The sequence below is a fragment of the Mesorhizobium sp. RIZ17 genome, from assembly GCF_051127865.1.
Classification (GTDB): domain Bacteria; phylum Pseudomonadota; class Alphaproteobacteria; order Rhizobiales; family Rhizobiaceae; genus Mesorhizobium; species Mesorhizobium humile.
The window spans coordinates 2,368,530-2,388,306 of record NZ_CP147861.1 but is presented as its reverse complement, the minus strand read 5'-3'; the positions used below and the strand labels follow the sequence as shown (position 1 = coordinate 2,388,306).

18 protein-coding genes are annotated in these 19,777 nt (G+C 65.0%); 2 read left to right on the top strand and 16 right to left on the bottom strand.

Annotated elements, in window-relative coordinates:
* Positions 1-17: 17 nt before the first annotated feature.
* From WDX12_RS11740 to WDX12_RS11720, 5 genes are read right to left on the bottom strand one after another with little or no spacing between them, the layout of a single operon-like run.
* Positions 18-905 carry an ABC transporter permease gene (locus WDX12_RS11740; RefSeq protein ID WP_320294266.1) on the bottom strand — a complete coding sequence of 296 codons (888 nt, stop codon included), beginning with the start codon at positions 903-905 and terminating at the stop codon, positions 18-20.
* Entirely contained in the window at positions 902-1,861 is a 960-nt protein-coding gene (locus WDX12_RS11735) for an ABC transporter permease (protein WP_320294265.1), read from the bottom strand. The genes WDX12_RS11740 and WDX12_RS11735 overlap by 4 nt, the downstream gene beginning before the upstream one ends.
* 31 nt (positions 1,862-1,892) lie before the next feature.
* On the bottom strand, positions 1,893-3,536 hold the full coding sequence (locus tag WDX12_RS11730; protein ID WP_320294264.1) for an ABC transporter substrate-binding protein: 1,644 nt from the start codon (positions 3,534-3,536) through the stop codon (positions 1,893-1,895).
* A 52-nt stretch (positions 3,537-3,588) separates the two neighbouring features.
* Positions 3,589-4,362, bottom strand: a complete 774-nt coding sequence (locus tag WDX12_RS11725) for a DUF427 domain-containing protein (protein WP_320294263.1) — start codon at positions 4,360-4,362, stop codon at positions 3,589-3,591.
* Positions 4,363-4,374: 12 nt separating this feature from the next.
* Entirely contained in the window at positions 4,375-5,733 is a 1,359-nt protein-coding gene (locus WDX12_RS11720; RefSeq protein WP_320294262.1) for an LLM class flavin-dependent oxidoreductase, read from the bottom strand.
* A 191-nt stretch (positions 5,734-5,924) separates the two neighbouring features.
* Here WDX12_RS11720 and WDX12_RS11715 point away from each other — a divergent pair, with 191 nt between their 5' ends.
* Entirely contained in the window at positions 5,925-7,739 is a 1,815-nt protein-coding gene (locus tag WDX12_RS11715; protein ID WP_320294261.1) for an ABC transporter ATP-binding protein, read from the top strand.
* Here the strand turns inward: WDX12_RS11715 and WDX12_RS11710 are convergent.
* The 7 genes from WDX12_RS11710 to WDX12_RS11680 form a co-directional block, all read right to left on the bottom strand.
* Entirely contained in the window at positions 7,736-8,803 is a 1,068-nt protein-coding gene (locus WDX12_RS11710) for an ABC transporter ATP-binding protein (protein WP_320294260.1), read from the bottom strand. The two genes, WDX12_RS11715 and WDX12_RS11710, sit on opposite strands and share 4 nt — an antisense overlap.
* Before the next feature lie 3 nt (positions 8,804-8,806).
* On the bottom strand, positions 8,807-9,655 hold the full coding sequence (locus WDX12_RS11705; protein WP_320294259.1) for a carbohydrate ABC transporter permease: 849 nt from the start codon (positions 9,653-9,655) through the stop codon (positions 8,807-8,809).
* Positions 9,655-10,578 carry a carbohydrate ABC transporter permease gene (locus tag WDX12_RS11700; RefSeq protein WP_434724974.1) on the bottom strand — a complete coding sequence of 308 codons (924 nt, stop codon included), beginning with the start codon at positions 10,576-10,578 and terminating at the stop codon, positions 9,655-9,657. Before WDX12_RS11700 ends, WDX12_RS11705 begins: the two co-directional genes overlap by 1 nt.
* A 240-nt stretch (positions 10,579-10,818) precedes the next feature.
* A complete protein-coding gene (locus WDX12_RS11695) occupies positions 10,819-12,096 on the bottom strand; it encodes an ABC transporter substrate-binding protein (protein WP_320294257.1) in 1,278 nt (425 codons plus the stop codon).
* Positions 12,097-12,122: 26 nt separating this feature from the next.
* Complete coding sequence (locus WDX12_RS11690) at positions 12,123-13,325, bottom strand: PLP-dependent transferase (RefSeq protein ID WP_320294256.1); 1,203 nt, start codon at positions 13,323-13,325, stop codon at positions 12,123-12,125.
* On the bottom strand, positions 13,322-14,053 hold the full coding sequence (locus WDX12_RS11685) for a FadR/GntR family transcriptional regulator (protein WP_320294255.1): 732 nt from the start codon (positions 14,051-14,053) through the stop codon (positions 13,322-13,324). Before WDX12_RS11685 ends, WDX12_RS11690 begins: the two co-directional genes overlap by 4 nt.
* 122 nt (positions 14,054-14,175) lie before the next feature.
* Complete coding sequence (locus tag WDX12_RS11680; RefSeq protein WP_320294254.1) at positions 14,176-14,883, bottom strand: DJ-1/PfpI family protein; 708 nt, start codon at positions 14,881-14,883, stop codon at positions 14,176-14,178.
* Positions 14,884-14,969: 86 nt separating this feature from the next.
* On the opposite strand from WDX12_RS11680, the gene WDX12_RS11675 reads away from it, so the two are divergent.
* The gene (locus WDX12_RS11675) at positions 14,970-15,917 is read left to right on the top strand and encodes a GlxA family transcriptional regulator (RefSeq protein WP_434724973.1); all 948 of its coding nucleotides are present in this window, start codon (positions 14,970-14,972) and stop codon (positions 15,915-15,917) included.
* Between the two features lie 165 nt (positions 15,918-16,082).
* Here the strand turns inward: WDX12_RS11675 and WDX12_RS11670 are convergent, their stop codons facing one another.
* From WDX12_RS11670 to araH, 4 genes are all read right to left on the bottom strand, one after another.
* Positions 16,083-16,226, bottom strand: coding sequence for a hypothetical protein (locus WDX12_RS11670; protein ID WP_434724972.1), 144 nt, complete (start codon positions 16,224-16,226; stop codon positions 16,083-16,085).
* Between the two features lie 11 nt (positions 16,227-16,237).
* Complete coding sequence (gene araD / locus WDX12_RS11665; protein WP_434724971.1) at positions 16,238-17,950, bottom strand: L-arabinonate dehydratase; 1,713 nt, start codon at positions 17,948-17,950, stop codon at positions 16,238-16,240.
* 19 nt (positions 17,951-17,969) lie between these two features.
* Positions 17,970-18,749, bottom strand: a complete 780-nt coding sequence (locus tag WDX12_RS11660; protein ID WP_434724970.1) for an SDR family oxidoreductase — start codon at positions 18,747-18,749, stop codon at positions 17,970-17,972.
* A 70-nt stretch (positions 18,750-18,819) separates the two neighbouring features.
* Positions 18,820-19,770, bottom strand: coding sequence for an L-arabinose ABC transporter permease AraH (gene araH / locus WDX12_RS11655; protein ID WP_201412980.1), 951 nt, complete (start codon positions 19,768-19,770; stop codon positions 18,820-18,822).
* Positions 19,771-19,777: the final 7 nt, after the last annotated feature.

Below are 19,777 nucleotides of genomic sequence, written 5' to 3'. Positions count from 1 at the left end.
GCAATCAAAAGCCGCAATCACCTCTCGATATTCTCGAAGGCACCTACCCCTTGCGCAATCAGATTCGTCGCCATGACCAGCGAGACGATTGCGCCTGAGTTGAAGACAACGACCCACCATTTGCCGCCGGTGAGGAAACCATAGCCGTCTGCAACGGCCAGGCCCCAGTCGGCCGAAGGCGGCTGGATGCCGAGGCCGAGAAAGCTCAGCGTGGCGATGGAGAAGAAGGCATAGCCCAGCCGCGTGACGAGCTCGATCAGGATCGTTTCCCTGATGTTGGGCAGTATCTCCAGAACCATGATGGCAAGTGAGTTCTCGCCGCCGAGGCGGGCGGCGCTGACATATTCGCGTTCCTTCTGCTCGCGCACCGCGGCGCGCACGGTCCTGGCCACCAGCGGCGCATAGGCAATGGCGATCACCAGGATGACGGTGAGGTTCGAGGGCCCCAGCGCCACCAGCGTCATGGTGACGAGGACGATGAAGGGAAAGGCCATCAGCGTGTCGAGCAGCCGCGCGCCGATCGCGTCGACCAGGCCATCGAAATAGCCGAGCGCCAGGCCGATGATGGTGCCGGCGGCAACGCCGCCCAATGTCGCGAGCGGCGCGACCAGCAGGATGTCGCGCGACCCGACGATGATGCGGGACAGCACATCGCGACCGAGATGATCGGTGCCGAACCAGTGCGCGGCGTCCGGCGGCGTCAGCGTGGCGAGGAAATCCTCGGCATAGGGATCATAGGGAACCAGCCGGTCGCCGAACAAAGCGCAGGCGACCCAGAAGGCGAGGATGAGCGATCCGATAATGACGGATGGAGGAAGGCCGCGAACGGCGCGGCCCAGCCTGCCGGCGCTCCGCAGGAAACCGGGTGCGCGCGAAGGTGCCGGGAATTCCAAAAGGTCCATCATAGCGACGCCCGCCGCCGCTGCCGCGGGTCGAGCAGCGCTTGAACGAGATCGCCCGCCGCGGCTGACAGGACGAAGATCGTCGCCATGACAAGCACGCCTGCTTCCAGCATCGGGAAATCGCGCGACTTGGCGGCGTTCAAAACGAGATTGCCGAGGCCCTGGATGCCGAACAGCGCCTCGATCACCACCAGCCCGCCGAGCATGTAGCCGCTCTGCGTCGCCAGCACCGCGATCGTCGGCGTCAGCGCGTTGGGCAGCACGTGGCGGAGAATGACCTGCCGGCGATCGAGCCCTTTGAGGGTGGCGGTGCGCGTATAGTCGGCGGCCAGCGCCTCGATGACGCCGGCCCGCGTCATGCGCGCCAGATAGCCGGCAAGGTTGAGCACCAGCGGCAGCGCCGGCAGGATCAGGTAGTAGCTGCTCGTCCAGAAGCCGGCGCCATCGGGGGCAGCACCGGTGATCGGCAGCCAGTTCAGCCACAGGCCGAAGACCAGCAGCAGGAGCAGCCCCGATACGAAATCCGGGACGATGCCGAAGGAGACGCCGGCGAGCACGATCAGCCGGTCGACAAGCCGACCCCGGTTGAGGCCGGCGACGATGCCCGCGCCGACGCCGAGCGGCACAAGAAACAAAAGGATGATGCCGGCAAGCGCCGCCGAACGGCCGAGACTTGCCAGCACGAAGGGCGCGACCGGCGCGCGCATCGACAGCGACGTGCCGAAGTCGCCGGTGAGCGCCGCGCTGAACCATCGCCAGTATTGAACGAGCACGGGCTGGTCGGCGCCGAGCTCTCTGTTCAGCGCCGCGACGGCCTGCGCGTCGGCGAAGGGACCCAGCATGACGCGTGCGACATCGCCGGGCAGGACCTGCCCGGCGAGGAAGACCAGCGCGCTGACCAGCCACAGGGTGAGCAGCAGCGAGACCCCGCGCGCCGACAAGGCGCGGCCGGTCAGCATCCGGCGTCCCACGCGGCTTGGCGTTTGCGCATCATGCCTGGACGAAGGAAACGCGGTCGAGCAGAAGATGCGAGATCGCCGTGAAGCGCACCCCCTCGACCTTGTTGCTGGTTATGCGGCTGTATTGCGAGAAGTAGCTGATGATCTCCGGGGTCTCGTCGAGCAGCAGGGTCTGGATCTTGCCGGCTACGACGCGCTGCGCCTGAAGGTCGCGGGCCTTGCCGTAGTCGACCAGCAAGGCGTCATAGTCCGCATTCTTGAAATGCGCGGCGTTCCACGCGCCGTCGCTCTTCAGCGTCGCGTTGAGGAAGATGTCGGGCGTGCCGCGATGCCCGAAATCGGTGATGCCGAGATTGGAATCCAGCCAGGGCGAGCTGCCGAAGGTCGCCGAGCCGTAATAGGCATCCTGCGGGAGGACGTTGAGCTTGATGTCGATGCCGGCCTTCCTGGCGAAGTTCTGGATGATGACGGCGTAGTCGGGGATGTCATAGGCGCGTTCGGTGGTCAGCGTCACCTCGAAGCCGTTGGGCACGCCGGCTTCGGCGAGTAGACGCTTCGCCTCGGCAATGTCCTGCTTTCGCTGCGGCACCGACAGATCGGCCGAAGGGAAGATCGGCGCGAACGGCGTGTCGTTGCCGGCGATGGCGCGCCCCTTGAGCAGGCCCTTCACGATGGCCTCGCGGTCGAGGGTGAGCGCCAATGCGCGGCGGACGCGCTTGTCGGTGAACGGCGCCTGGTCGGTCCTGAGATGCACGGCATCATGCGAGCTTGCCTGGACGCTCAGCAGCTTGAAGTTGGCATTGCCCTCGATCGCCAGCTCGAGGCGCGTGGTGCTCGGGATGACATCGAGCTGGCCGGCCTGCAGCGCCACGACCTGCGCCTGCTCGTCGTCGAAGAACTTTATTTCGACCCGGTCGGGCAGCGCCTTGTCGCCCCAGTAATCGGGATTGCGCACGAAGCTGGCGCCCTGCTTGGGGCGGAAGGATTCGAGCTTGAACGGGCCGGTGCCGTTGAAGTTCTTCTCGAAATCGCCGGCATAGTCGGACGGCAGGATCACGGCGTTGTAGACGTCGGAGGAGACATAGAACGGGAAATTCGAGTTCGACTGGTCGAGATCGAAGGCTACCGTCTCGTCGTCGACGATCTTGGCGCCGCCCTTGGACAGGACGCCCCTATAGGCCGACAGGGCCGACGAGCCGCTGTTCGGATCGACCAGACGCTCGAAGCTCGCCACGACGTCCTTGGCGGTCACGGTGCGGCCGTCATGGAATTTCACGCCGGGCCGCAGCTTGAACGTCCAGCGCTTGGCCGTCTCGTCGGCTTCCCAGGACAAAGCGAGCTTTGGCTGCAGCCCGTCCTTGGGATCGTCGAGGATCAGGTATTCCCCGACCTGGCTGAGCACGCCGATGCTGGCCGGATCGGTGACCGTGACCGGATCGATCGCCTTGGTCGGCTGGCCGAGGCCGACGCGGACGGTGCCGCCGGCGGCAGCGGCGCGCGCCGTGCCGGAAAAGCCCAAGCCTTGCGAGGCGGCGAAGCCGGTCAGGCCGATCAGTGCGGCGTATTTCAGGAGATCGCGGCGTTTCAGGTAGCCGGCGGCGTATTCGTCGACGGCGACGTTCCAGATGTCGCCGGAGAGATTGCGAAGGGCGTCGATTTCGTTGCGCTTGGTCATTTTTGCCTCTGTGAAAATTGTGGTTTGAAATGAGGTGGAGACGACGGGCCGGTCAGACCGGCTGGCCGTCGAGATGGATGCGGTCGACTGCTTGCGGATAGAAGGCGATCAGCCCCTTGATCTTCGGCATCTCGGCGATCGGATCGCGGTAGCTCCAGGCGATGTCCTCGCGCAGAGAGCCGTCCTTGAGCACGACGGACCAATAGGAGGCGATGCCCTTGTAGGGACATCGGGTCCTCGTCAGCGAAGCTCTCAGCCGGTCGAGCCGGACATCCTCCGCCGGCAGATAGAAACGTGTCGGCAGGTGCGTTTCGAACAGCAGCACGGGGCGGCGGCTGTCGGCGATCAATTCGCCGTCGAACCAGATCGCGACATGGCTGGAGCTCTGCAGCACGTCGATGCGCGCATAGGGGTCGCGGGCATGGACGAAGACCTCTTCGTCCTCCTCGAACCACTGGTCGACGAGGTTCCAGGTGAAGGCGATGCGGCCGGCGAGCGGCGCGAGGTTCTCGTCGGGCGGCGCCGTGAACGACCAGGCGGCATCGGCGGCGCGCCTGTCGCCGGCTTCGATATCCCAGTATTTTGTCTCGCCGCCGACCGGGTGCTGCTGGCCCTGCTTCGACGGTTTCAGCACCGACTGGTCGACCGCCGCCAGCGGGAAGAAATAGATCGGCAGGAAATGATTGGAGCGCAGCACCAGCACGTTGCGGCTGTCGGCGATGACGCGCCCGCCGAATTTGACGCGGATGCGCTTGGGACTGTGCAGGACGTTGATCAGTTGCGGCGCGGTCGCTTCGCGCGGCTGGAGTCTTGGCGCGGCGGTCATGACGGCTCTCCTTCAGGATACGGCGCGCGCGTTGGCGCGCTGTTCGGCGAAGCGGTTGGCGGGACGGGCAAGGCCGAAGCGGTCGCGCAGCGTTCCGGGCGCGTATTCGGTCGGGAAGACGCCGCGGCGCTGCAGCTCCGGCACGACCTGCTCGGCGAAGTTGACCCAGTCCTCCGGCAGCAGCGGGAACATCAGGTTGAAGCCGTCGGCGGCGCCCGCCTCGAACCAGTCCTGCAGCTGGTCGGCGATCTGCTTTGGCGTGCCGGCGACGGTCGGCACCGAGCCGCTGTTGGCGAGTTTGCGGGCGATTTCGCGCAGGGTCAGGTTCTGCGTCGCCCACTGCCTGACCCGGTTGAGCGAGGTTCGCCCGCCATTGAAGGTGCTTTCGTCGGGAAGCTGCGGCAGCGGGCCGTCCGGCGGATAGGCCGAGAGGTCGATACCGCTCCAGCTCGACAGGAGATCGATGCCGACGCGGTCGGGGAGCAGCGTCTGCAGGTAGTCCTGCCTGTCGCGCGCCTCGGCCTCGGAGGCGGCGACGATCGGCAGGATGCCCGGCAGGATCTTGAAACTCTCCGGCCGCCGGCCGTGACGCGCCAACCGCTCGTTGATGTCCTCACGATATCTGATGCCGTCTTCCCTGGTGCTGTAGATGGCGAAATGCGCATCGGCATGGGCGGTGGCGAAATTCTTGCCGTCCTCGGACGAGCCTGCCTGCACGATCAGCGGATGGCCCTGCGGCGGCCGCGACACGTTGAGCGGCCCGCGCACCTTGAAATGCGCGCCGCGATGGTCGAGCACATGGACCTTGTCCGGGTCGGCGAAATAACCGGTTTGCTTGTCGAACAGCAGGGCTTCGTCTTCCCAGCTGTCCCACAATCCCTTGACGATATCGAGGAATTCGGCCGCGCGCTGATAGCGGAAGGCGTGCTCGATATTGCCGTCGCGGCCGAAATTGCGCGCCTCCTCGTCCATGGCCGAGGTGACGACATTCCAGGACGCCCTGCCCCCACTGATATGGTCGAGCGAGGCGAACAGGCGCGCCACATTGTAGGGCTCGCTGTAGGAGCTCGACGCGGTGGTGATGAGGCCGATATGCTTCGTCACGGCAGCCAACGCCGACAAAAGCGTCAGCGGCTCGAGGCGGGCATTGGCGTAATGCGCGACGCCGCTCTTCACCGAATCCCAGATCGACACGTGGTCGGCGACGAAGATCGTGTCGATCCTGGCGCGCTCGGCAGCCTGGACCAGCTCGCGATAGTAATCGAAGCCAAGCACTTCGTGGCCGGGCGCGCGCGGGTGCCGCCACGACATGCGATGGTCGCCCTGCGGGTTGAAGAAGAATGCGCTTAAGATCAACTGGTTTCGCGCCATGCCGGCCTCCTTGCAGATCCGCGAGAGACCGGGGCGCCGCATCCGTCGGCGCTGTCGAAATCTCTCGATCAGGTGAAAGGCTAGATTGCGCTTGCCGTTAATTCGAGTAATTTTATAGAGATAATGTACTAAATGAGTGGAAGCGATTGCCCTTGATTAGGGCACCAACAGAAAGCGATTTCGAGGTCTCAATGTCCCCTTCGGTGCTGAACGTGGAGAAACTTTCCATCGCCTATGGCGGGAAAAGAGGATGGCAATCCGCCGTCAATGGCGTTTCGCTAAGCGTGGGCCAGGGCGAAGCACTGGGGCTGGTCGGCGAGTCAGGTTCGGGCAAGAGCTCGGTGGCTTTGGCCATATTGCGCTACCTGCCGGGCAATGCGCGTGTGGCGGCCTCGGCGCTGGAGTTCCAGGGCAGGGAAATCCGCGGGCTGTCCGGCGAAGATCTGCGCGGCCTGAGAGGGAACCGTATCGCGGCCGTCTACCAGCATCCGGGCGCCGCGCTCAGCCCGGCCATGACGATCGGCCGGCAGATCGGCGAGACGATCATGCGCCATCGCCGGGTCCGTCACGAGGAAGCCCGCTGGCGATCGGCCGAATTGCTCAGGCGCGTGCGGGTCGCCAATCCGGAGCGGGTGCTCGATCTTTATCCGCATGAGCTGTCCGGCGGCATGCAGCAGCGCGCCAACATCGCCATCGCCATCGCGCTCGACCCGGCGCTGCTGGTGCTGGACGAACCGACGACGGCGCTCGACGCCAGCGTGCAGTCGGAGATGATCGCGATCCTCGACGATCTGCGCCGCGACCACAAAACCAGCATCCTCCTGATCAGCCACGACATTAACCTGATCCGCCGCTCCTGCGACCGCGTCGCGGTCATGCAGTCGGGCGCCGTGGTCGAGAGCGGCGGCGCCGAGGATGTCTTCGAAAACCCCGCCCATGCCTATACCAGGGCGCTGATCGCCTCGATCCCGGCGCTGAATTTCACCAAGCATGACGGGCGGCTCGCCGAGACCGGCACGGCAGGCCGGATCCGGTCGGCCGCTCGCCGAACCGGCCCTGACGCGGAACGCCAGACCGCCATTGCCTGCAAGGGCATCAGCCATTCGTTCGGTTCGCAGGCCGTATTGCACGATGTCGAGCTTCGCGTCGGGCAAGGCGAAACCTTCGGCCTGATCGGCGAATCCGGCTCTGGCAAGTCGACGCTGGCACGGATCGTCACCGGGCTGCAGACACCCAGCCAGGGGTCGGTCGAGCTGTTCGGCAGGAAAGTCGCGCCGCGCGCCGAGAAACGGGCGCCGGGCGAACGGCGCGACATGCAGATGGTTTTCCAGTCGCCCGACCGCACGCTCAATCCGCGCCACCGGATCGGGCGGATCATCAGCCGGCCGCTACGGCGGCTTGCCGGCCTTGGCCGGAGCGATGCGAAGAACCGCGTCGCCGATCTGCTGCGCTCCGTCAGGCTGGCCGATACGACCGCGGAACAGAAGCCACGCTCATTGTCCGGCGGCCAGCGGCAGAGGGCGGCAATCGCGCGCGCCTTTGCCGGCGCGCCGAAAGTGGTGGTGCTGGACGAGCCGACCTCGGCGCTCGACGTCTCGGTCCAGGCGACGGTGCTCAACCTGCTCAACGACCTGCAGCGCGACAAGGATACGACCTACCTGTTCATCAGCCACGACCTCAAGGTCGTGCGCTACATGGCCGACAGGATCGGCGTGCTCTATCGCGGCCGGCTGGTCGAGACCGGCTCATCGGAACAGGTCTTTCGCGGCCCCAACCATCCCTACACGAAGCTGCTGCTGGCGGCGTCCGCCGATGCTGCCCAGACCGCCTCCATCCAGGGCGGGACCGTGGCGGAGCTTCAGTCGGCCAAGGGATGCTGCTTTGCCGACCGCTGCCCGCTCGCCTCGCCGGACTGCCGTGAAGCCGAACCGGCCTCCGCCGATGTCGGCGACGGCCACCTGATCGCCTGCTGGCGAACAAACCATCTTCTAAGTGAGACGCCCTAACCTATCCGGTTGCCGCTCGCCGGATCGAACAGATGCAGCGCCGCCGGATCGGCTGACAGCCGAACGATATCGCCCGGCTTCACGTCGCTGCGGCCCATGACGAAGACGCAGATTTGCTGGTTGGCCAGCCGGACATAGAACTGCGTCGACAGGCCGAGCGGCTCGACCACCTCGACCTCGGCCTTCAGCGCGCCGTCGTCGACCAGCCTGATGTGCTCGGGCCGCAGTCCAATTGTGAGAGCGTCGCCATCTTTCAGCGGCAGGCCATCGGGCAGCCGCAGCTTCTGGCCATCGGCGAGCACGGCATCGGCCTTGCCGCCCTTGGCGAATTTCGCCGGCAAAAAGTTCATGCCCGGCGAGCCGATGAACCCGGCGACGAAGGTGTTGGCCGGCCGGTCGTAAAGCTCGAGCGGATGGCCGACCTGTTGCACGTAGCCGTCATGCATGACGACGATGCGGTCGGCCATGGTCATCGCCTCAACCTGGTCGTGGGTGACATAGACCGACGTCGTCTTGAGCTGCTGGTGCAGCGCCTTGATCTCGGCGCGCATGTGGACGCGCAGCTTGGCATCGAGGTTCGACAGCGGTTCGTCGAACAGGAAGACTTTCGGGTCGCGCACGATGGCGCGCCCCATGGCGACGCGCTGGCGCTGGCCACCGGAAAGCTGGCGCGGCAAACGGCCGAGATAGCTGTCGAGGCCAAGCCGCTTGGCGGCGGCACCCACGCGGCCGTCGATCGTCGTCTTCTCGGCCTTCTTCAGCATCAGGCTGAAGCCCATGTTGGAAGAGACGTCCATATGAGGGTAGAGCGCGTAGGACTGGAACACCATGGCGATGTCGCGGTCCTTGGGCGCGACGTCGTTGACGAGGCGCTCGCCGATATGGATCTCGCCGCCGGTGACCTCTTCGAGGCCGGCGATCATGCGCAACAGCGTGGACTTGCCGCAGCCGGACGGACCTACCAGGACGACGAACTCGCCATCGGCGATCTCGAGATCGACGCCGTGCAGGATGCGCAGCGAGCCATAATCCTTCTCGACGTTTTGCAGCGTGACGGAGGCCATCTTTTATCCTTTGACCGCGCCGGCGGTGAGGCCGGTGACGAGATAGCGTTGCAGGAAGGCGAAGAAGACGCAGACCGGGATCAGCGCCAGGATCGAGGCCGCCATCATCTGCCCCCAGTCGACGGCGAACTTGCCGATGAAGGTGAGCAGCCCAACCGCAAAAGTCTTCTGCTCGTCGCTGGAGATCAACATCAGCGCGAACAGCAATTCGCTCCAGGCGGCGGTGAAGACGAAGCCGAGCGTGGCGCCCATGCCGGGCAAGGTCAGCGGCACGATCACCCGGCGCATCGCCTGGGCGCGGGTGCAGCCATCGATCATCGCCGCCTCCTCGAGATCCCTCGGGATGCCATCGAAGAAGGACTGCATCAGGAAGGTGGCGAAGGCGGTGTTGAAGGCGGTGTAGATGATGATCAGTCCGATCAGGCTGTTGGTCAGGCCGATATCGCCCATGATGCGGTAGATCGGCGGGATGACCATGACCAGAGGGAAGGTCTGGGTGAGAAGCAACAGGATCGCCAGCGTCGCCTTGCCGCGGAAGGTGAAGCGCGACATGGCGTAGCCGGCAAGCGTGGCGATGACGGTGACAAATGCCGCCGTCGACACCGAGACGATGACGCTGTTCAGAAAATAGCGCGGAAAGTCGGAGGCCTCGAGCACGGTGACGAAATTCTGAAAAGTCGTCTGCGACGGCCAGAAGGTGATGCCTTCCGAATAGAGCAGGCGCTCGGGCGTCACCGAGATCTTCAGCGTCCAGAAGATCGGGAACAGCGCGAAGATCACAAATGCCGCAATGGCCAGGTAAAGCCCGATGCCGCCGACGATGCGCGATGATGTGGAGCGACCGGCGATCATCAGACGTGCCTCACCAGCGTGCGGCGGATGGCGATCAGCCCGATCGCATAGGCAATGAGCAGCACCAGAAGCAGCACCGCGACCGCCGAAGCGTAGCCCTTGTCGAGCGACTTGAAGGCGCTGACATAGATGTAGACCGGCACCGTGCTGGTCGAGCCGGCCGGGCCGCCCTCGGTCATGACAAAGATCAGGTCGGCGAAGGTGGCGATCCAGATGGTGCGCAGCATGACGGTGATGACGATGGTCGGCGCCAGGAAGGGCAGCGTCACCTTGGTGAAGCGCTGCCAGGGCGAGGCGCCGTCGATGGCCGCCGCCTCATGCAATTCGGACGGGATCGACTTCAGCGCGGCCAGCAGCGTGATGGCGAAGAAGGGAATGCCGAACCAGATGTTGGCGACGATCGGCCCCCACATGGCGGTGGCGGGATCGGACAACACGTTGGTCGGCTCGGCCTTCAGGCCAAGCGCGAAGAGCCAGTGCGGCAGCGGCCCGATGATCGGGTTGAACAGCCACGCCCAGGTGAGGCCCGAGAGGAAGGAGGGTACGGCCCAGGGCAGGAACACCACCGCCTGCACGACCTTGCGGCCGTAGAAGGGCTTGTCGAGAAGCAACGCCAGGCCGAGGCCAAGAAAAAACTGGAAGAACAGGCTGGCGACCGTCCACCACAGTGTGTTGATCAGCGCCTGGCCGAGCACCTGGTCGGAGAGCATCGCCTGGTACTGGCCGAGGCCGACATATTCGGACTTGAAGGCCGAGAATTTGCGGAAGGAATAGCTGATGCCGATGATCAGCGGGACCAGCAGCACCACGACCAAGAGGACAATAGCCGGCGAAAGATAGAGCCATGGCTCGATCGCGGCCTTGCTCAGCCGTTGCTTTCGCGGCGGGGCAGCGGATCGGATTTCGGACACTGCGTAGGTCATTACGTGGCTCTACGGTGGAGGTTGAATTCTGGCGATGGCGACAGCGTCCTTCTCCCCGTTCAACGGGGAGAAGATGCCGGCAGGCAGATGAGGGGCGGCGCGAACCTTTCAGAAGTCAGCGCGGCCCCTCATCCGTCACTTATCTGTGCATGTCGTTGTCCCAAAACCGCTAAGCACTTTTGGGCGACATGCATCGGGTGACACCTTCTCCCCGTAAAACGGGGAGAAGGAAGAAGGGCGTCACTTCTTGTTCTTGGCCAGCCAGGCCTGCTGCTCCTTGGTCAGGAACGCGGCCCATTCGTCGGCCACCTGCTTGGCCGGCTTCTGGCCGAGCAGCACTTCCTGAAAATTCTTGATCGCCACCTGGTCGACGAAGTTGCCAAGGTTCTCCAGATGGGTCGGCGGCGTCACCATTTCGTACTTGGAGCTGTCGCTGAGCTCGGTGAACCAGCCCTTGAACTGCTCGGTCTTGAAATGAGCGTCCTGGTCGGCGCCGTTGTGGATCGGCACGACGCCCACCTCCTTGGCCCATTCCAGATTGTCCTTGGGCGACAGAAGTGTGGCCATCAGCTTCCAGGCCTCATCCTTGTGCTGGGAATTGGCGAACATCGCCCAACCGGCATAGCCCAGCGTCGGATAGGACTTGCCGCTCGGGCCGACGGGAAGCGGAGCCACGGCGAAGTCGTCGGCGCTCATCTTGTCGGCGATGCCGAGCAAGGCGTCCGGATCCTGGTTCAGCATGGCGCAGGTGCCGGAATAGAAGCCCGTCACCGTTTCGTTGAAGCCCCAGCTCACGGCGTCCTTCGGCGCCAGGCCGTTCTTGTACATGTCGGCCAGCATCTGCAGGCCCTTGACCGAACCTTCATCGTTGATGGTCGAGGTGCCGTCCTCGTTGAAGTAGCCGCCCTTGCCGTCGGCGATGTTCATGAACATGTGCATGCCGTTGAAGGCGCCCGGTCCGCCGCGCAGGCAGTAGCCGTATTTGCCGGGGATGGCCGAGATCTTCTTGGAATCCGCGACGAAATCGTCGAGCGTCGCCGGCGGGCCGTCGAGGCCGGCTTCCTTGAACAGCTTCTTGTTCCAGAACAGCGCATTCACATAATAGCCGTAGGGGATCATGAACTGGGTGTTGTTGACGGTCGAGCCGAACTGCTTGGCGCGGTCGCCGAGCGTCTTGGCGTCGTCCCATTTGGCCATATAGGGGCCGAGATCCTCGAGCTGAGCGTTGTTGGCGTAGAGGCCCATCCAGCGTTCCGGCATCTCGACGACATCAGGCGTGTCGCCGGCCTGCACCATGGTGAGGAACTTTTCGAAAGCCTGGCCCCAAGGCAGCGAGACCACCTCCACCTTGATGCCTGGATTGGCGCTTTCGAATTCGGCGATCTGCTTCTTCAGGAATTCGGTGCGCGGCGGGCTGGTGATGACCTCGACCAGCTTGATGGTGGTGTCGGCCATCGCGCCGCTGGCGGAAATCGCCAGGCCGGCCGCTGCGGCAAGCATGAAGGTCAGTCTTTTCATCTTCAGGACTCCCATTTTCGATCCGTTTATTTTTTTGACTTGTCGAAGGCCTGGACGATGTCCGCCCAGAGATCCTCGACATTTTCCAATCCGACATTGAAGCGGATGGTTCGGGGGCTGACGCCGAAGCGCGCCATCGAATTGATGCCCGGCGTCTGCTCGAGCGAGGCCTTTGCCGGCACGACCAGGCTTTCATGGCCACCCCAGCTGACGCCGATGCGGAAGAATTTCAGCGCATCGACGAAGGCCGGGATATCGACATCCTCGGTGACCTCGAAGGAGAACAGGCCGGCATAGCCGGCAAGCGTCTTCTTGCCGGGCTGGTTGGAATAAGCGGGGTGATTGACCCGCTCGACCTTGCCATGCGCCTTGAGCCGCTCGGCAATGGTGAGCCCGCTCTTCATGTGATGTGGCAGGCGCAGCGGCAAGGTGCGCAGCCCGCGCAACAAGAGCCAGCCTTCGAAGGGCGACAGCTTGCCGCCAAGCTGGGAATAGGTCTGCTCGTTGATGTGCTTGATGTGGGCGGCAGAACCCGCCACCACGCCGGCGACGGTATCGCTGTGGCCGCTCAGATATTTGGAGGCCGAGTGCAGCACCAGGTCGACGCCATGCGAGATCGGCTTCTGGAAGACGGGCGTCGCCCAGGAATTGTCGATGGTGGTGACGATGCCCTGCTCCTTCGCCAGCCGCGTCAGGTGCTCCAGGTCCTGCAGCTCGAACATCATCGAGGTCGGGCTTTCGAGATAGAGCAGCTTGGCGCCGGGAAGGGCTGCGGCGACCGCATCGGGATCGGCGCCGTCGACATAGTCGACCTTGATATGCAAGCGCGGGAACAGCCGCTCGAACAGCCGGTAGGCGTCGCCATAGCAGTTGCGTACGGCGACCATGCGCTCGCCGGCGCCGACGAAGGCGAGCACCGTGGCGCTGATGGCCGCCATGCCGCTCGAGAAGCCGCGCGCGGCCTCGGCGCCTTCGAGCGCCGCGACCCGCGCCTCGAACTCCATCACGGTCGGGTTGTCGCCGCGCGAGTAGATCGGCTGCTTTCTTCGACCAGCAAAGGTGTCGGCCATGTCGGCGTAATTGGCGAAGGTAAACAGCGACGTCTGGTAGATCGGCGGCACCACCGCGCCGCCGGGAAACGGATCGTCATGCGCCAGAAGCGTCGCCGCCTCGCCGAGATAATCGCTGGCCATCAAGGCCGGATCGAAGGTGTTGGGCTGCTCGTTCATCTGCGGTCCGAAAGTTTGAGGTTGGCGGCACCGCGTTTCAGATCGTCCTCGACGGTGGCGATGAGCTTCAGCGCCTCGGCGCGGGCGCCGTCGGGATCATGCGCGGCGATGCGGACGAAGATGGTGCGGTGATAGGGGAAGCTGGCATGGCCGAAGTCGCGCACACCGAGCGGATGTTCCCAGAAGCGGTGGAACATCTCGTACATGGCGGCGATGATCTGCTCGAACAGCGGGTTGCCGGAGGCGCGGAAGACCGCCTGGTGGAATTCCCAGTCCTCGTCCGAGGACATGCCGGCGCGGGTGCGGAAGGCCTCCTCCATGAGGTCGAGCTTGCGCTCGATCTCGGCAAGCTCGGCCTTGCCCGCGCGAACGGCGCAAAGTGCCGCCGCCTCCGCCTCCAGCGCGCGACGGATTTCCAGCGTCGCCATCAGGCCGGCGAAATCATTGCCGCCGGCCAATGTCAGCGGCATGTGCAGCATGTCAGGCGAGACGGCGGCCTTGAGATAGGTGCCCGAGCCCTGCCGCCGTTCGACGAGGCCTAGCCCCTCCCAGCGGGTCAGGGCCTCGCGCACCGTGTTGCGACTGACCTTGAGCCGTTCCGCCAGGATGCGCTCCGTCGGCAGTTTCTCGCCCGGGCCAAGAGCCTCCTGGCGCACGAACCCCGCCAACGCCTTCAGCACCGCGTCATCGCGGGCCGTGGTCTGGATGGGGGGCAGGAAATCGGTCACGCCGGCTGAGCCTAAAGTGGTTCAATGGTCCAACCAATTTCTGCACAGACAGAAAGGGGAGTCAACAGCCGAAATGAGGCTGGCCGAAAGGCGCGGATCGTGCGCCATTCGGCCTTGTTGTTTCAGGCGCGGATGCGCGCCGGCGTGGCCTCCGCGCGCTCTTCGCGCCAGCGCGCGAACATTTCCTCGCGGACCCGCCGCGAACCCGAGAGCCGCTCCTTTGCTTCCGCCAGGACAGAGGGCGAAGCCTCGGCGGGCGTGCCGGAGCGGAAGGGAGGCGCCGGCGCGTATTCGAGCGAGAGCTGCACGATTTCCGCTTCCGCCTGTCCAAGCAGCCTTGCGACCAGCGCCAGGCCGAAATCGATACCGGACGTGACACCGCCGGCGGTGATCAGCTTGCCGTCCTCGACGATCCGCGCATCGACGGGGATCGCGCCGAACTCTTCAAGGAAATCATGCGCATACCAGTGCGTTGTGGCCCGTTTGCCCTTGAGCAATCCGGCCGCTCCGAGCACCAGCGCGCCGCTGCACACCGAGGTGATGTAGCGCGCCTGCGCCGCGCGCTCCCAGACGAAGTCGAGAACCGCCTTGTCCTCGAGCAGCGCGTTGACGCCGCCGCCGCCCGGAATGCACAGCACGTCAAGAGGCGGGCAGTCGTCGAAGGTCGCCGTCGGCGTGAGCGACAGACGCGTCGACGACATCACCGGATTGCGATCCTTCCAGATCAGTTCCACCTCAGCGCCCTTGACCGTTGCCATAACCTCATAAGGCCCGGTGAGGTCGAGCTGCTGGACATTGGGAAATACGAGGATGCCGAAACGAAGGGACATGGGAATCTCCGTGGATTGACTTCGGGCAACCTACGGCATCATGCTTTGGCACGATTGCCATTTACCCCTCGTTTCAGGCCATTCCCATGCGCCGCATCGAAATCCTCGCCTATCCCGACATCCAGCTCCTCGATGTCAGCGGACCGCTTCAGGTTTTTGCCAGCGCCAACGACTTCAGGACGCAGGCCGGCGAGCCGGCCGCCTATGAGCCCGTCGTCGTCGCCGCCTCGCCGCGGATCAGGACATCGTCCGGTCTGGCGCTTGAGGCGGCGGCGCTGCCGGCGCAGGGGCTCGCGGTCGACACGCTGATCGTGCCTGGCGGCTGGGGCGTCAACGCGGCCTGCGAGGATCCTCAGCTGGTGGAGTGGATCGTCGGCCGCTCGCGCGATGCTGTGCGGACGGCTTCGGTCTGCAGCGGCGCGATGCTTTTGGCTCAGGCAGGCCTGCTCGACGGCCGCCGCGCGGTTACCCATTGGGGCCGCTGCGCGGAGTTCGCCAAGCGCTTTCCGGCGGTCCGGCTCGAACCCGACCCGATCTTCATTCGCGACGGCAATGTCTGGACCTCGGCCGGGGTGACGGCCGGCATCGATCTCGCGCTGTCCTTCGTCGAGGCCGACCTCGGCCGGCGCATGGCACTCGCCGTGGCACGCGAGCTGGTCGTTTTCCTAAAACGACCCGGCGGTCAGGCGCAGTTCAGCCAGACCCTCAAGCTGCAAGAGGGGGACGGGCCCTTCGACCGGCTGCATGGCTGGATCCTCGACAATCTGAGCGGCGACCTGTCGCTGGAGCAGCTGGCCGAACGCGCGAATATGAGCCGGCGCAGTTTCTCGCGGCACTATCAGGAGGCAACGGGGCGCACACCCGCCCGCGCGATCGAAGAAATCCGGATTGAGGCGGCGCGGCGGATGCTGGAGCGGGGGCAAACGGTCAGCCAAACGGCGCGGCGCTGCGGTTTCGGCTCCGAGGAAACGATGCGGCGCGGCTTTCTACGCGTCCTCGGCACCAACCCGCGCGACTATCGGGAGCGTTTCTGATCCACCGACAGGTCGCGGATCGGGCGATCCTGTGCCGCCCGGCATGTGATCGTTTGGATTCATGCGCCAGGGTATTGGCGTCAGGGCGGATAACTGCCCAGACGGGACGCGAAGCGCTCCACCATCGCCAGGCCGGCCGCGCACGGCCGCATCGCCGGCGCGCGGTCAAATATCGGGACGCCGGCACGGGCGCCGAACAAGGCGCTTGCCGTAGCAGATCAGGTTCTCGATGCCCTGCATGACGAAGACCTGGCTGTCGAACAGCGCGTAGAGAATGCCATGGATCTGATCCGGCGCGAATTGGGCCATCGCGCTCGCCCTCAATGGCTTTCGCGCGGAACGGCGTGACCGCGGCTGCCGACGAGGAAATCGAGGTCGGCGCCACGGTCCGCCTGCAGGACATGATCGACATAGAGGCCCTGATAGCCGCCGCGCATCGCCGGTTCGGGCGGCCGCCAGGATTGCCGACGTCGAGCCAATTCTTCTTCCGAAACCTCGAGATGCAGCCTTCTTGCCTCGACATCGAGCTCGACGATGTCACCGCTTCTGACCAGTGCCAGCGGGCCACCGACGGCGGCCTCGGGGGCCGCATGCAGCACCACCGTGCCGAAAGCGGTGCCGGACATGCGGGCGTCGGAAATGCGGACCATGTCGCGCACGCCCTTTTGCAAGAGCTTCCGCGGCAGCGCCATGTTGCCGACCTCGGCCATGCCGGGATAGCCCTTGGGGCCGCAATTCTTCAGCACCATGACCGACGTCTCGTCGATATCGAGCCCTGGGTCGTCGATGCGCGCCCGGTAGTCGTCGATGTCTTCGAAAACGACGGCGCGGCCGCGATGCCTCATCAAGGCGGGCGATGCGGCCGACGGTTTGATGATGGCGCCCGCCGGCGCCAAATTGCCGCGCAGCACCGCGATGCCGCCATGCGGCGTGAGCGCCTTGTCGCGCGGGCGGATCACTTCCGGATTGTAATTCCGGGCATCGGCGATGTTGTTCCGCACGCTTTTGCCGGTGACCGTCAGCGCGTCGAGGTCGAGCAGGTCGGCGATCTCCTTCATCACAGCCGGGATGCCGCCGGCATAGCAGAAATCCTCCATGAGGAAGCGGCCCGACGGCATCAGGTCGAGGATGGTCGGCACATCGCGGCCGTATCTGTCCCAATCGTCGAGGCTGAGCTCGGCGCCAACCCGGCCGGCGATGGCGAGCAGATGCACGACGGCGTTGGTCGAGCCGCCAATCGCGCCATTGACGCGTATGGCATTGGCGAAGGCCTGCTTGTTGAGGATCGCCGACGGCCGCAAATCCTCGTTGACCATCTCGACAATGCGCCGCCCGGTCATGCGGGCGATGCGGCTGCGGCGCGCGTCGACCGCCGGATAGGCAGCGTTGCCGGGCAGTGCCAGGCCAAGCGCCTCGACCATCGAGGCCATGGTCGAGGCCGTGCCCATGGTCATGCAATGGCCGGGCGAGCGCGACATGGCGCTCTCGGCGCTGGCGAAATCCTGCGCGCTCATCACCCCGGCCCGCACATCCTCTGAAAATTTCCACACGTCGGTGCCGGAGCCGATCTCACGGCCCTGGAACCGTCCGTTGAGCATCGGCCCGCCGGAAATCACGATGGCGGGCAGGTCGCAGGAGGCCGCGCCCATCACCAGAGACGGTGTGGTCTTGTCGCAGCCCGCCATCAGCACGACGCCGTCCATCGGATTGCCGCGAATCGCCTCCTCGACATCCATCGAGGCAAGATTGCGGAACAGCATGGCCGTCGGCCGCAGATTGGATTCGCCGCAGGAGAACACCGGAAACTCCAGCGGCAGGCCGCCGGCTTCCAGCACGCCGGCCTTGATGTGCTCGACCAGGCCGCGGAAATGCACGTGGCAGGGCGTGAATTCGGAGAAGGTGTTGCAGATGCCGATCACCGGCCGGCCGTCGAAAGCATCGTCCGGCAGGCCGTTGTTCTTCATCCAGCTGCGATGGATGAAGGCGTCCTTGCCGAGCCCGCCGAACCAGTGCTGCGATCGTCTCTTGGTCATGGTCGGTCCTCGGCGATGTTCAGGCCGGATGCTGGAGCTGGCTCAGCCCGCCATCGACGACGAGGCAGGCCGCGTTCATGAACGGGCACTCGTCGGAAATCATGAACACCGCGGCGAGCGCGATCTCGCGCGCAGTGGCGATGCGGCCGCCGGGGTGCAGCGCCATGGTGTTGGCGCGCGCGGCGACAGGGTCCGGAAAGCTGTTCCAGTAGTCGAGGGCCTTCTGCGTCTCGACATAACCCGGCGCCAGCGCGTTCACGCGCACGCCCTGGCCTGCATATTCGAGCGCCAGCGATCTGGTCAGGCCGAGCAGCGCGTGCTTGGCGACGGGATAGGGGAAGGTATGCGGAATGATGGTGAAGCTGTGCGTCGAGGCGATGTTCAGGATCGCCCCGCGGCCGCTTGCCAGCATGCCCGGTAGCACCGCCTTGCTGCAATTCCAGGCGCCTTTGACGTTGACGTCGAAATTGCGGTTCCACTCCTCTTCGCTCGCCTCGAGCGGCGTCGAGAAGACATTCATCCCCGCGTTGTTGATCAGCGCGTTGACCGGCCCGATTTCCTCGCCCGCGCGGCCGACGGCCGACGCGATCGCCGCGGCATCGGTTATATCGGCCCGGCAGTGCCCGAGACGACCGCGCGGCGCCGACAGGCCGGAGGCGGCCCTGTCCAGGAGCTCGCCGTCGCGATCGATCATGAACAGGCTCGCCCCCTCGGCCAGGCAGGCTTCGGCGATGGCGAGCCCGATGCCCTGGGCGGCGCCGGTCAGAAAGATGCGTTTGCCTGCAAGGCGCTCAGTCATCGTCGTCACTCCAGTCGAAGACGGCCATTGCGATCCTTCAGCCGCATCGGCCCGACATCGACATGCCGGCTCAGCGCCGGCCCAATGCCGACGACCGCAGATTGTCGAGCAGGACCGCCAGAAGCAGGATCACACCCCTGACGATATATTGGTAGAAGGCCGGGATGTTGAGCAGGTTCATCGCGTTCTCGGCGATGCCCATGATCAAAACGCCGACGATGACGCCCGACATCGTGGCGCGGCCGCCAGCCAGCGAGACGCCGCCGAGCACGCAGGCCGAGATCACCGACAGCTCGAGGCCGACCGCGGCGTTGGGCTGGCCAGAGGTGATGCGCGAAGCGAGCAGGATGCCGGCGATGCCACAGACCACGCCCTGCAGCGTGAAGATCCAGATGCGCGTCCTGTCGACATTGACGCCGGCGAGGCGCGAGGCTTCCGGATTGCCGCCGATGGCCAGCGTGTTCTTGCCGAAGACGGTGCTGTTGAGCACGAAGCCGAAAATGGCGAAGAGCACCGCAAGCACCCAGATCGGCGTCGGTATGCCGAGTAGCTTCGACAGGGCCAACTGATAGAAGTCAGGGCTGTTGATGCCGACGGCGCGGCCGTCCGACGAGATCAGCGCGAAGCCGCGCACGATCTGCATGGTGGCCAGGGTGGTGATGAGGGCGTTGATACGGAATTTGGCGATGACGACGCCATTGACCCAGCCGACGACGGCGCCGCAGGCGATGGCCGCGATGAGGCCGAGCAGGATCGAGCCGGTGTAGTTCGAGGCCATCACCGCGACCATGCCGGCAAAGGCGACGATGGAGCCGACCGACAGGTCGAAGTCGCGCGCGGCGAGGCAGAACATCATCGTGCAGGCAACGATGCCGACGGTGACCACCGATTGCAGCAGGCCCAGCATGTTGCGGTCGGTGAGGAAGTTCGGCACAAGCAGCGACACCAGCGCGAAGGCGACGATGAAGATGACGACGAGGCCCTGCTCGCCGAGCAGTATCTTCTTCAACCGGTCGGTCATGGCGGGT